General features: G+C 60.9%; 7 protein-coding genes and 1 pseudogene. 5 read left to right on the plus strand and 3 right to left on the minus strand.

Annotation, left to right across the window (positions count from 1 at the left end; translation table 11 throughout):
* Positions 1-134 precede the first annotated feature (134 nt).
* Positions 135-1,760, minus strand: coding sequence for a methyl-accepting chemotaxis protein (locus AC1RBR_RS02445; protein ID WP_095138055.1), 1,626 nt, complete (start codon positions 1,758-1,760; stop codon positions 135-137).
* A gap of 278 nt (positions 1,761-2,038) precedes the next feature.
* Here AC1RBR_RS02445 and AC1RBR_RS02450 point away from each other — a divergent pair, with 278 nt between their 5' ends.
* The 4 genes and pseudogenes from AC1RBR_RS02450 (at position 2,039) to AC1RBR_RS02465 (ending at position 4,605) form a co-directional block, all read left to right on the plus strand.
* Entirely contained in the window at positions 2,039-2,269 is a 231-nt protein-coding gene (locus AC1RBR_RS02450) for a hypothetical protein (RefSeq protein ID WP_007967306.1), read from the plus strand.
* Positions 2,266-2,568, plus strand: a complete 303-nt coding sequence (locus AC1RBR_RS02455) for a cell division protein ZapA (protein WP_095138056.1) — start codon at positions 2,266-2,268, stop codon at positions 2,566-2,568. Before AC1RBR_RS02450 ends, AC1RBR_RS02455 begins: the two co-directional genes overlap by 4 nt.
* Positions 2,569-2,712: 144 nt before the next feature.
* Positions 2,713-3,738 (plus strand): annotated as a pseudogene (locus tag AC1RBR_RS02460) (cache domain-containing protein); the annotation flags it as partial.
* A gap of 135 nt (positions 3,739-3,873) precedes the next feature.
* Positions 3,874-4,605, plus strand: a complete 732-nt coding sequence (locus AC1RBR_RS02465; RefSeq protein WP_414891789.1) for a methyl-accepting chemotaxis protein — start codon at positions 3,874-3,876, stop codon at positions 4,603-4,605.
* Between the two features lie 119 nt (positions 4,606-4,724).
* Here the strand turns inward: AC1RBR_RS02465 and AC1RBR_RS02470 are convergent, their stop codons facing one another.
* Together AC1RBR_RS02470 and putA are read right to left on the minus strand one after the other, a co-directional pair.
* On the minus strand, positions 4,725-6,527 hold the full coding sequence (locus AC1RBR_RS02470) for an acyl-CoA dehydrogenase (protein ID WP_492562814.1): 1,803 nt from the start codon (positions 6,525-6,527) through the stop codon (positions 4,725-4,727).
* A gap of 261 nt (positions 6,528-6,788) precedes the next feature.
* Positions 6,789-10,742 (minus strand): trifunctional transcriptional regulator/proline dehydrogenase/L-glutamate gamma-semialdehyde dehydrogenase, encoded by a 3,954-nt coding sequence (gene putA, locus AC1RBR_RS02475; protein WP_492562816.1) that lies wholly within the window; start codon positions 10,740-10,742, stop codon positions 6,789-6,791.
* 456 nt (positions 10,743-11,198) lie between these two features.
* Between putA and putP the strand changes: the two genes are divergently transcribed.
* Positions 11,199-12,683 (plus strand): sodium/proline symporter PutP, encoded by a 1,485-nt coding sequence (gene putP / locus AC1RBR_RS02480; protein ID WP_095138060.1) that lies wholly within the window; start codon positions 11,199-11,201, stop codon positions 12,681-12,683.
* The last annotated feature ends 93 nt before the right edge of the window (positions 12,684-12,776 follow it).

The raw sequence follows: 12,776 nt of genomic DNA on the forward strand, positions 1-12,776 counted from the left end.
GCGCAGCGCCCCCAAAAATCAGACGCAAAGGTTTTTTCAGAGCAGACGCAGTGGCTGGATTGCGCCTGCTGCGCAGCCGAGCGGGAGCAAGCTCCCTCGCCACAGAGATTTCATTTACTTCAAGGTAAATGTTGTTACAGGCTGAACCGCCCAACCATATTGTTCAGATCCAGCGCCAGGCGCGACAGCTCGTTGCTCGCCGCACTGGTCTGATTCGCGCCGGTAGCCGATTGCACCGACAGGTCGCGGATGTTCACCAGGTTGCGATCCACTTCGCGGGCCACTTGTGCCTGTTCTTCAGCGGCGCTGGCGATCACCAGATTGCGCTCGTTGATCTCGACGATCGCGGTATTGATGGTGTCCAGCGACATCCCGGCACCCCGGGCGATGTTCAGGGTCGATTCGGCGCGCTCGGTGCTGTTGCGCATCGAATCCACGGCGTGTTCGGTGCCGCTCTGGATGCTGCCGATCATGCGTTCGATTTCGCTGGTCGACTGCTGGGTGCGATGCGCCAGGGCACGCACTTCATCGGCGACCACGGCAAAACCACGCCCGGCTTCACCGGCACGCGCCGCTTCGATCGCTGCGTTCAGGGCCAGCAGGTTGGTCTGGTCCGCCAGACCACGAATCACGTCCAGCACCTTGCCGATGTCGCGGGATTCATTCGCCAGATCGCCGATCAGGGTCGCGGTGCTCTGCACGTCGGCGCTCATGCGTTCGATGGCGCTGACGGTTTCCTGCACCAGGTCGCGGCCGTCTCCGGCCGAGGTGGTGGCGTTCTTCGAGGCTTCCGAAGTGCTCACCGCATTGCGGGCGACTTCTTCCACGGCGCTGGTCATCTCGTTGACCGCGGTGGCGGCCTGTTCGATTTCGTTGTTCTGCTGGGTCAGGCCACGGGCGCTTTCGTCGGTGACGCTGTTCAGCTCTTCAGCCGCAGATGCAAGCTGGGTGGCCGAGCCGGAGATGCGCTGCAAGGTGTCGCGCAGCTTCGATTGCATCTTGGCCATTGCCGCGAGCAGGCGCCCGGCTTCGTCGCTACCGTCGACGTGGATCGGCTGGGTCAGGTTGCCCTCGGCAATGGTTTCCGCCGCGTCCAGTGCTTTGGAAATCGGCTTGGTGATGCTGACGGTCAGCAGCCAGGCGAACAGGAAGGTCAGGCCGGTGGCGATCACCAACAGGGTGACCACCAGATTGAACGCCGAGGAATACTGGTCGGCCGCTTCCTGATTGGTCTGGCTGATCTGCTCGCCGTTGATCTGCATCAGGCGGTTGAGCACGGTGTTCATCGCTTCGGAGTTGTTCAGCAACTCGGTGTTGAGCAGGTTGCGCAACTCGTCCACCTGATTGTTGCGCGACAAGCTCTTCATCCGGTCTTCGATCTGCCGGTACTGGCCGAGCAATTGCACGTATTGATCGTAGGCGGCGCGTTCTTCCGGGCTACCGATCAACGGCTCGTAGGCGGTCTGGGCGGCACGAATCTGCTGATTGCGCATGTCCAGCAACTCGACGGTCTTCTGCTGCACGTCCGGCTCGCGGTTGACCAGCAAGCGATACGACAGGACCCGCAGGCGCAAGGTCAGCTGGGTGAACTCGTCGAGGTTCTTGATGCTCGGCACGCTGCTGGACGTGATGTCCTCGGCAGCACCACGGATTTTGCTCATCTGGTTCAGGGCAAACACGCCGAGAATCAGCATCAGGCCGCCGATCAGGGCGAAGCCGGTGAACGCCCGGGGGGCGATATTCATATTGCGAAGGGACATGGCGCGGATACCAAAAAGGGCCGCATCCATGCGGGCTGAGACTGCTGTATGGATGACTTATCGGTCATACGACTAAAGTCTTGAGGCACTGTGCGTATTTGTCGCATATGGGCCTGGGCGACGAAGTGCAGGAACCAGATCGGCAGATCACAGTCTTTTAAACTCGCGAGAACGGTCGGCCGCCAGGAAAATCAAGGCCTTGCGCCGGTATAACCCTGGCATCCGCAGTGACTTTTCTTTATCGTACGCGCCCTTTGAAAAACGCTTGGAAGATCAAAATGTTGGAAGCATCCCTCAGCCAATTGGAACAGCTCGTCAGCGACCTGGTGCAACAGAACCAGACCCTTGCGCAAACCAACCAGACCCTGTCCACGGAACTGGCCCAGGCCAAGGATGAAAACGAAAGCCTGCAACTGAGCCTGATGGAACAGGAAGAGAAGCACGGCGCCACCGCAGCGCGGATCCAGGCTCTGGTTGATCGCGTCAACGCAGGCCCTGTCAGCGCATGAACCACGGCACCGCAGGGGTAAAAGTCATCTCCATTCTCGGGGAGGACTATTCGATCAAGGCACCGGCCGGGGAAGAACAGACCCTGCTGGATGCCGCACTGATGCTCAAGGCCGCACTGGCCGACACCAAACGCAAATACCCGACGCTGATCGGTGACCGCTTGCTGGTGCTGGCAGCGATGAACCTGTGCTCGCAGCAGATCGAAATGAAGAAGCAACATCAGGAAGAACTCGACCGTTACCAAGAGCAAGTCAGCGCCACGGTCGACACCATCGCCAAGACCATCAATCAGGGCTGATGGGGTTGCGCACAACCAAAGAATAGATTGTCGATCGGGTTGTATACAATCGGCACGGCTGTTGCATTGTTTCGGCCACTTATTCTTTGGGGGTGCTCCATGCAGTTGTGGCGACGCAGTATTCAATGGCAGCTGATTCTCAGCATGGGCACCGCTCTGCTGGTCAGCATCCTGATCGTGGTTGGCATTTATACCCTGGTGGTCAACCGCCTCGCCCAGAGCTATCTGGTCGAACAAGCGCTGCCGTCGAGCATTGAAGCGACGCGCAACGATATCGAACGCATCCTCGTCCAACCCCTCACCGCGGCCAAAGACATCGCCAGCAACAGCATGGTGCGCGACTGGCTGGCAGCGGGTGAAGACAGCAGCAAAACAGCGGTCTTCGCGCAGTATCTGGAAGGCATCCGCGCCGAACATAAAGCGTTCACCGCGTTGATCATCGGCACCGACTCCAATCACTACATTACCGAAAAGGGCCTGGATCGCACCCTCAGTCGGGCCAAACCGGCCGATGCCTGGTTCTACTCCTTTCTCGATAGCAATCAGCCGCGCACCCTGAACATCGACAACGATGGCGCCACCGGAGAATTGGCGCTGTTCATCGACTTGAAGGTCGAGCAGGCCGGCAAGGTGGTCGGCGTGGCCGGGTTGGGCCTGAGCATGAGAGAGCTGTCGGAGCTGATCCATAACTTCAGCTTTGGCGAGCGCGGCAAGGTCTATCTCGTGCGTTCCGACGGTTTGATCCAGGTTCATCCCGAGGCGCAGTTCAGCGGCAAGCGCACCCTCACGGAGCAGATCGGTGCGTCGGCGGCGCAAGCGGTCATGGGTCAGAAAGTCGCCAGCAACAGTTCCTTCCAGCGCGATGGCGAAGACTTCCTCGCCTTCAGCCTGCCGTTGCGTGATCTGGGCTGGACGCTGGTGGCCGAAGTGCCGCAATCGCAGATCTACGCCGAAGCCCGCAAGGCGATGTGGATGAGCGGCGGCATCGGTCTGGCGGTGGCACTGGTGTGCCTGGCGCTGGTGGTGTGGCTGGCCCAAGGGCTGGTGCGACCGATTCGTCAGGTAACAGCCGCGCTGGTAGCGATCGGTAGCGGCGGTGGAGATTTGACCCATCGGTTAGATTCCAGTCGCGCCGATGAGCTGGGCGATCTCGCGCGCGGCTTCAACCGTTTTCTCGACAGCCAGCGCGGGCTGATCGGCGAAGTCCTGACCACCAGCGAGCGTTTGCGCACGGCGGTCGGCCAAGTGGCGAAAGTGGTGGAAAACACCGCTGAACGCTCCGGGCGCCAGCAGGAAATGACCGACATGGTCGCCACGGCGGTGCATGAGATGGGCCTGACTGTGCAGGAAATCGCGCAGAACGCCGGCAACGCCGCGCTGGCTTCACAAACTGCTCGCGATGAAGCGCTGCAGGCGCGGGAAGTGGTCGGCGGCTCGATCCGCCATATTGAAAGCATGTCCGACGAGATTGGCGTGGCGGCGGGTGCGGTGGGTGAGCTGGCACAACAGGTGGCGTCGATCGACTCGGTGCTGGCGGTAATTCGCGGGGTGTCCGAGCAGACCAATCTGCTTGCGCTCAACGCGGCGATTGAAGCGGCGCGCGCCGGAGATATGGGGCGCGGGTTTGCGGTAGTGGCGGATGAAGTGCGCACCTTGGCGCGCAGAACCCAGGCCTCCACCGACGAGATTCAGCAAATGATCGGCAGCCTCAAGCAAGGCGCCGAGAATGCCGTGTCATCGATGCGTACCGGGCAGGCGGCGACCGGCACCGGGGTTGAGTCGAGCCAGCGTACGGGCGCGTCGCTGACCGCGATTACCGGGCAGGTCGAGCGCATCAGCGACATGAACCATCAGGTGGCGACCGCGACGGAAGAACAATCGGCGGTGACTGAAGAGATCAATCGCAACGTGCAGGGGATTTCCGATCTGGCCCGGGCGACGGCGGGGGAGGTGCGGGCGTGTCGCGAAGATTGTCAGATGTTGCAGCGGTTGGCGGATGATCTGGCGCGGCAGATGGGTGGATTCAAGCTGTCCTGAGAGATGTGTTGTTTGAACTGACGCTATCGCGAGCAGGCTCACTCCTACAGGGGAACGCATTCCAACTGTAGGAGTGAGCCTGCTCGCGATTGGATTTCAGCCGCGGCACACAAACCGGATCAGAACCACCCATCCTGCATCGCCAGGCACGTATCATCCCGCGCCTCCAGCAACGCCAGCTCATGGTGACAGCCTGGCACTTCCCACGTCAGGAAGTACCGCGCCGCCTGCAGCTTGCCCTTATAGAAGTCAGCATCCGCCGCATTGCCTTTGGCCAAACCTTCCTCAGCCCGAATCGCCTGCTCCAGCCAGCGCCAGCCAATCACCGTGTGCCCGAACACTTTCAGGTACAGCGCCGAATTCGCCAGGCTGCTGTTGATCTTGCCCTGCGCCAGATCGGTGAGCAGGCCGATGGTCACCGCTTGCAGGCGCGCCACCAGTTTCTCCAATGGCTCACGCAGTGCGGTCAACGATTCATACGCAGTCGCGCGCTCGGCGGTGTCGGCGATCAGACGGATCAGTTGCTTCAATCCGGCGCCGCCGTTCTGCGCCAGTTTGCGACCGAGCAAGTCCAGCGACTGAATACCGTGGGTGCCTTCATGGATCGGGTTCAGGCGGTTGTCGCGGTAATACTGCTCCACCGGGTATTCACGGGTGTAACCGTGGCCGCCGAGAATCTGGATCGCCAGTTCGTTGGCCTTCAGACAGAACTCCGACGGCCAGGATTTGACGATCGGCGTCAGCAAATCCAGCAACTCATGGGCCTGTTTGCGCTCGGCTTCGGTTTCCAGTGTTGTGGTGTCATCGAACAGCCGTGCCGCGTACAGACCGAGGTCAAAGGCCCCTTCGACGTAGGACTTTTGCGTCAGCAGCATGCGTCTGACATCGGCGTGCTGAATGATCGCCACTGGCGCCGTGCTCGGATCCTTGCTGTCCGGCACTCGGCCTTGCGGGCGTTCGCGGGCGTATTCCAGCGAGTACAGGTAGCCGGCGTAACCGAGCATCACCGCGCCCATACCGACGCCGATCCGCGCCTCGTTCATCATCTGGAACATGTAGCTCAAGCCATGGTGCGGCTTGCCCACCAAATAGCCGACACACTCGCCGTTATCGCCGAAGTTCAGTGCCGTGGAGGTGGTGCCGCGCCAGCCCATCTTGTGGAATAGCCCGGCCAGCAGCACATCGTTGCGCTGGCCGAGGCTGCCGTCGTCGTTGACCAGAAACTTCGGCACGATGAACAGCGAAATCCCTTTCACCCCTGGCGGCGCGTCCGGCAGTTTGGCCAAGACCATGTGCACGATGTTTTCCGACAGCGGGTGATCGCCGCCGGAAATGAAGATCTTGTTGCCCTTGAGCCGATAAGTGCCGTCGGACGCCGGCTCGGCGCGGGTACGGATATCCGACAGCGAGGAGCCGGCGTGGGGTTCGGTGAGGGCCATGGTGCCGAAGAAGCGCCCGTCGATCATTGGTTGCAGAAAGCGCTGTTTTTGCTCGTCGGTGCCAAAGCTTTCGATCAGGTTCGCCGCGCCCATGGTCAGGAACGGGTACGAGGTGGTCGCCGCGTTCGCCGCTTGAAAGTGCGCAAAGCACGCTTGCGACAGCAGCGTCGGCAGTTGCATGCCGCCCGCTTCGAAGCTGCGCGCGGCATTGAGGAAACCCGCCTCGAGGAACGCATCCACCGCCGGTTTCACTTCGGGAATCAGCATCGCCTGAGCGTTCTCGTAGCGCGGTTCATTCTCGTCGCCCTTGCGGTTGTGCGGTGCGAAGTATTTCTCGGCGATGCTGCGCGCAGTGCCGATGGCGGCGTCGAAGGTCTCGCGATTGTGCTCGGCAAAGCGCTCACGCCGGGTCAGGCCCTCGGCATCGAGGACTTCGTACAGCTCGAAAGCCAGATTGCGGGAACTGAGCAGCGTCTCGGACATGGCGGCCTACCTGAAAATTGGGGTTGGGCCGAGTCTAGGCTTGCTGATAAGGGCTGAATACGATGATTGATGGCGGTGATGTCATGGCCGAGCACCGACTTAACAAACACCCCAAAACAACTGTGGGAGCGGGCTTGCTCGCGAAAGCGGTGCATCAGTCACTGCAGATGTCGACTGACACTACGCCTTCGCGAGCAAGCCCGCTCCCACATTGGGATTTGATTGTCAGGCAACCATTGCGGTTGCCTGGCTCATCGGGTCTTAACCGATGGTCATCAAACTCGCGTTACCACCCGCCGCAGCAGTGTTAACGCTCAACGCCCGCTCGATCACCAGACGCTCCAGCGCAATGTTGGTCTCGCCCTGGGACAGGCCCTGAACGCCAACGATCGCACCGGCCCGCTTGGCAATCTGCTGGCAGACACCACGCAACTGGTCGGAATGGCCGTGATGCAGCACGGCATCAAACACCACTTCATCCTTGTGCCAGTCGGCAACCCGTTTGATCCGCGCCTGAACTTCCTTCGGCAGGCGTGCGAACAAGGCCTTGCTGATGTCGGACTCCGGCCATACCGCCGAACCGCCGACAGCCAGGACCGCCGCCAGTTGGGCCAACAGATCGCCTTCGACGTCCGCCAGGCACAGCACGTGTTCACGCGGCAGGATCGCGTAGCTGTTCTTTTCGCCGGTCGGGCCGGCCAGCACGCGGGTGATGCCACTTTGCGACTGCGCGGCGTACTGCACGCACAGGGTGCTCAGATCGGCGTATTTGTTGCTCTCGGCCCAGGCCTTGAAAGCGTTCAGCGGTTTGCTCATGGCATCACGCAGACGCACGTCCGGGGCGACGACCGCATCACCGCGAGCGAAGGATTGTTCGATCGCGTCAGTAGGACGGGTCGACAGCAAGCGGTACAGGTACAGCGGGCCACCGGCCTTCGGACCCGTACCGGACAGGCCTTCGCCACCGAATGGCTGCACGCCGACCACGGCACCGACGATGTTGCGGTTGACGTAGACGTTACCGGCGTTGACGTTGTCGATCACCTTGGCGATGGTCTCGTCGATGCGCGTATGCACGCCGAGGGTCAGGCCATAACCGGAGGCATTGATCTGGCCGATCAACTGATCGATCTCTTTGCGCTTGTAGCGCACCACGTGCAGCACCGGGCCGAAGATCTCGCGTTGCAGTTCGTCAAAGCTTTCCAGTTCAATCAGGGTCGGCATGACGAAGGTGCCGCGTTTGACTTCTTCGCTGTCAGCGATAGCCACCTGATAGACGCTGCGACCTTTATCGCGCATGGCCTGGATGTGCTTGTCGATACCGGCCTTGGCTTCGGCGTCGATCACCGGGCCGATGTCCACGGACAGGCGCTCAGGATTGCCGAGGCGGCTTTCAGCCATCGCGCCTTTGAGCATTTCGATGACACGGTCGGCGGAATCTTCCTGCAGGCACAGTACGCGCAGAGCCGAGCAACGCTGGCCGGCGCTGTCGAAGGCCGAGGACACTACGTCGATCACCACTTGTTCGGTCAGTGCCGAGGAGTCGACGATCATCGCGTTCTGCCCGCCGGTTTCGGCGATCAGTGGAATCGGACGGCCCTGGCTGTCGAGACGGCCAGCGATGTTGCGTTGCAGCAGGCGCGCGACTTCGGTGGAACCGGTGAACATCACGCCTTTGACGCGCTCATCACCGACCAGACCGGCACCGACGGTTTCACCGCGACCCGGCAGCAGTTGCAGCACACCTTCCGGAATCCCGGCTTCGAGCAGCAAACGTACGGCTTGCGCGGCAACCAGTGGGGTCTGCTCAGCCGGTTTGGCCAGCACCGGGTTACCGGCGGCCAGTGCGGCAGCGACCTGACCACTGAAGATTGCCAGCGGGAAGTTCCATGGGCTGATGCACACCACCGGGCCCAGTGGGCGGTGGGCGTCATTGCTGAAATCGTTGCGCGCCTGCACCGCGTAGTAACGCAGGAAGTCGACCGCTTCGCGCACTTCGGCAATGGCGTTGGCGAAGGTCTTGCCGGCTTCACGGGCCAGCAGGCCCATCAATGGCTGGATCTCGCCTTCCATCAGGTCGGCGGCACGCTCCAGAATCGCCGCGCGCTCGGCTGGCGGAGTGGCCTGCCAGATTGGCGCAGCATTCAGCGCGCACTGGATCGCGTTGTCGACGTCTTCGACGTTAGCTTCCTGCACGTGGCCGACCACATCGCGGTGATCCGCCGGGTTCAGCACCGGTGCTGGCGCTTCGTTGCTGGAAGCGCAACCGAGCATCGGCGCGGCTTTCCAGTGGTTGTGCGCGGTGGCGAGCAGCGCGCAGGACAACGAGGCCAGACGATGTTCGTTGGCCATGTCGATGCCGGCGGAGTTGGCGCGCTCGGCACCGTACAGATCACGCGGCAGCGGAATGCGTGGGTGCGGCAGGCCGAAACCACCTTCCACGGTTGCCATCTGCTCGATCTGCGCCACCGGATCGGCCACCAGCTCCTGAATCGAAATCGACTGGTCGGCGATGCGGTTGACGAACGAGGTGTTTGCGCCGTTTTCCAGCAGACGACGCACGAGGTACGCCAGCAGGGTTTCGTGGGTGCCGACCGGTGCGTACACGCGGCACGGACGGTTCAGCTTGCCTTCGGAAACTTTGCCGACAACCTGCTCGTAGAGCGGTTCACCCATGCCGTGCAGGCACTGGAATTCGTATTGGCCCGGGTAATAGTTCTGACCGGCAATGTGGTAAATCGCCGACAGGGTGTGGGCGTTGTGCGTGGCGAACTGCGGGTAGATGACTTCCGGCACCGACAGCAGTTTGCGCGCGCAGGCAATGTAGGAAACGTCGGTGTACACCTTGCGGGTGTAGACCGGATAGCCCTCCAGGCCTTCGACCTGGGCGCGCTTGATCTCGCTGTCCCAGTACGCGCCTTTCACCAGACGGATCATCAGGCGATGGCGGCTGCGGCGAGCCAGATCGATCACGTAGTCGATCACGTATGGGCAACGCTTCTGATAAGCCTGAATCACGAAACCGATGCCGTTCCAGCCGGTCAGTTGCGGTTCGAAGCACAGGCGCTCGAGCAGATCCAGCGACAGCTCCAGACGGTCGGCTTCTTCGGCGTCGATGTTCAGGCCGATGTCATATTGCTTGGCCAACAGGGTCAGCGACAGCAGGCGCGGGTACAGCTCGTCCATCACGCGCTCGTACTGCGCACGGCTATAACGCGGGTGCAGCGCCGAGAGCTTGATGGAAATGCCCGGGCCTTCATAAATCCCACGGCCGTGGGAGGCTTTGCCGATCGAGTGGATGGCTTGTTCGTACGACGCCAGGTACTTCTGCGCGTCGTGTTCGGTGAGTGCCGCTTCACCGAGCATGTCGTAGGAGTAGCGGAAGCCCTTGGCTTCGAACTTGCTCGCGTTGGCCAGTGCTTCGGCGATGGTTTCGCCGGTGACGAACTGCTCGCCCATCAGGCGCATGGCCATGTCGACGCCCTTGCGGATCATCGGCTCGCCGCTCTTGCCGATGATGCGGCTCAGCGACGAAGTCAGGCCGGCTTCGTTGTGCGTGGAAACGAGCTTGCCGGTCAGCAGCAGACCCCAGGTCGCGGCGTTGACGAACAGCGACGGGCTGTTGCCCAGGTGCGGCTGCCAGTTGCCGGTGCTGATCTTGTCGCGGATCAGCGCATCGCGAGTGCCTTTGTCCGGGATACGCAGCAGCGCTTCGGCCAGGCACATCAGTGCCACGCCTTCCTGGGACGACAGGGAAAATTCCTGCAGCAGGCCCTGAACAATGCCTGCACGACCGCCGGCACTTTTCTGGTTACGCAGTTTCTCCGCGATCGTCGCGGCGAGTTTATTGGTGGCTTCGGCCATCGGTGCCGGCAGGCGCGCCTGCTCGATCAGCATCGGCACCACTTCCGGCTCAGGGCGACGGTAAGCAGCGGTGATCGATGCGCGCAGTACCGATTGCGGCAGGATGCTTTCAGCGAATTCGAGGAAGCACTGGTGGGCGTGATCGGTATGGACTTCACCGGCATCGTCGGTGTCTTTGGCGGTCAAACCGTTCAGCTCGGTCAGGGTTGCACCACCCTCGAGTTTTTCCAGGTAATTGAAAATTGCCTGCTTGATCAGCCAGTGCGGTGTGCGATCAATCGAGGTCGCGGCAGCCTTCAGGCGCTCGCGGGTCGGGTCATCGAGTTTGACCCCAAGGGTGGTGGTAGCCATATTTTTATCCTCATGGTTGCCACAGTTGCGTGGCATCAGCTGGCGGCAAGATTAGCCGTGCGCTGAAAGAGGTGCAACCGGGTGCAACCCTTTTTTTGTCGGAAAAATAAACGCTTCGTCAGGAATTATTTTCTGGTACTGAAGTGCCGCTCCTGCCTGGTGCTTTTACTTCTAGCGGAGCGAGTTGACTGCGCTAAAAAGGAGCAAAAACGGCCTGTTTATCGGTATATCCGACTAGGTGCAACTTAATCGCCAGAAACTGGTTGCACCTTTTTTGGTTTGTTGCATAGCATTCGCGCCCAAGGTGCAACCGGGAATACCCGGTGCATCGGCTGGTGGCTTTCCTGGGGAAACATCAGTCCTAAATGCGCGGGATCCCGATTCGTCTGCCAAACGTCGTCGTTTGTGTGCGATAGATCACCGCTGCTACATAAAAACAAAGCCAGGGCGTACTTAATGAGCGTAAGCAATCCAACACTGATCACGTTCGTGATCTACATCGCAGCAATGGTGCTGATCGGCTTCATGGCCTATCGCTCCACCAACAACCTTTCTGACTACATTCTTGGCGGCCGCAGTCTTGGCAGCGTCGTCACGGCTCTGTCTGCCGGTGCTTCCGACATGAGCGGCTGGTTGTTGATGGGCCTGCCGGGTGCCATCTACATGTCCGGTCTGTCCGAAAGCTGGATCGCCATCGGCCTGATCGTCGGTGCCTACCTGAACTGGCTGTTCGTCGCCGGCCGTCTGCGCGTGCAGACCGAGCACAACGGTGATGCCCTGACCCTGCCGGACTACTTCTCCAGCCGTTTCGAAGACAAAAGCGGCCTGCTGCGTATCATCTCGGCGGTGGTGATTCTGGTGTTCTTCACCATCTACTGCGCTTCCGGCATCGTGGCTGGCGCCCGTCTGTTCGAAAGCACTTTCGGCATGTCCTACGAGACGGCGCTGTGGGCCGGTGCTGCGGCGACGATTGCCTACACCTTCGTCGGCGGTTTCCTCGCGGTGAGCTGGACTGACACCGTGCAAGCCACGCTGATGATCTTCGCCCTGCTGCTGACGCCGATCATCGTGCTGCTGGCCACCGGCGGCGTCGATACCACGTTCCTGGCCATCGAGGCGCAGGATCCGAGCAACTTCGACATGCTCAAGGGCACCACTTTCATCGGCATCATCTCGCTGATGGGCTGGGGTCTGGGTTACTTCGGTCAACCGCACATCCTCGCGCGTTTCATGGCCGCTGATTCGGTGAAGTCGATTGCCAACGCCCGTCGCATCTCCATGACCTGGATGATTCTGTGCCTGGGCGGCACCGTCGCTGTGGGCTTCTTCGGTATCGCCTACTTCTCGGCGCACCCGGAAGTCGCCGGTCCCGTGACCGAGAACCACGAGCGGGTGTTCATCGAGCTGGCGAAAATCCTCTTCAACCCATGGATTGCTGGCGTGCTGTTGTCGGCCATTCTGGCTGCTGTGATGAGCACCCTGAGCTGCCAGTTGCTGGTGTGCTCGAGCGCCCTGACCGAAGACTTCTACAAAACCTTCCTGCGCAAATCCGCCTCCCAGGTAGAACTGGTGTGGGTTGGCCGCGCGATGGTGTTGCTGGTGGCGCTGATCGCTATCGCCATGGCCGCCAATCCGGAAAACCGCGTACTGGGCCTGGTGTCCTACGCCTGGGCCGGTTTCGGTGCCGCGTTCGGCCCAGTGGTGCTGATCTCGGTGATCTGGAAAGACATGACCCGCAACGGCGCACTGGCCGGCATCCTGGTCGGCGCGATCACCGTAGTGGTCTGGAAGCATTTCGAACTGCTGGGTCTGTACGAAATCATCCCGGGCTTCATCTTCGCCAGTCTGGCCATCTACATCGTCAGCAAAATGGGCGAGCCAACCAAAGGTATGGTGCAGCGCTTCGAAGCGGCGGAAAAAGATTTCCACCTGAACAAGTGATGCATTGAGCTTCGGCTCACAAGAGAGCGGCCCGTTTCCTACTGGAGGCGGGCCGTTTTTTATGCCTGCAATACCCCTGACTCAGCATAGATC

Source organism: Pseudomonas sp. GW823-FHT01D03 (genome assembly GCF_058798255.1).

Coding starts and splice junctions, on each gene's coding strand:
- AC1RBR_RS02470 (WP_492562814.1), bottom strand. CDS start 6,527: ATGTCCGAGACGCTGCTCAGTTCCCGCAATCTGGCTTTCGAGCTGTAC.
- AC1RBR_RS02455 (WP_095138056.1), top strand. CDS start 2,266: ATGAACCACGGCACCGCAGGGGTAAAAGTCATCTCCATTCTCGGGGAG.
- putP (WP_095138060.1), top strand. CDS start 11,199: ATGAGCGTAAGCAATCCAACACTGATCACGTTCGTGATCTACATCGCA.
- AC1RBR_RS02450 (WP_007967306.1), top strand. CDS start 2,039: ATGTTGGAAGCATCCCTCAGCCAATTGGAACAGCTCGTCAGCGACCTG.
- AC1RBR_RS02445 (WP_095138055.1), bottom strand. CDS start 1,760: ATGTCCCTTCGCAATATGAATATCGCCCCCCGGGCGTTCACCGGCTTC.
- AC1RBR_RS02465 (WP_414891789.1), top strand. CDS start 3,874: ATGGTCGCCACGGCGGTGCATGAGATGGGCCTGACTGTGCAGGAAATC.
- putA (WP_492562816.1), bottom strand. CDS start 10,742: ATGGCTACCACCACCCTTGGGGTCAAACTCGATGACCCGACCCGCGAG.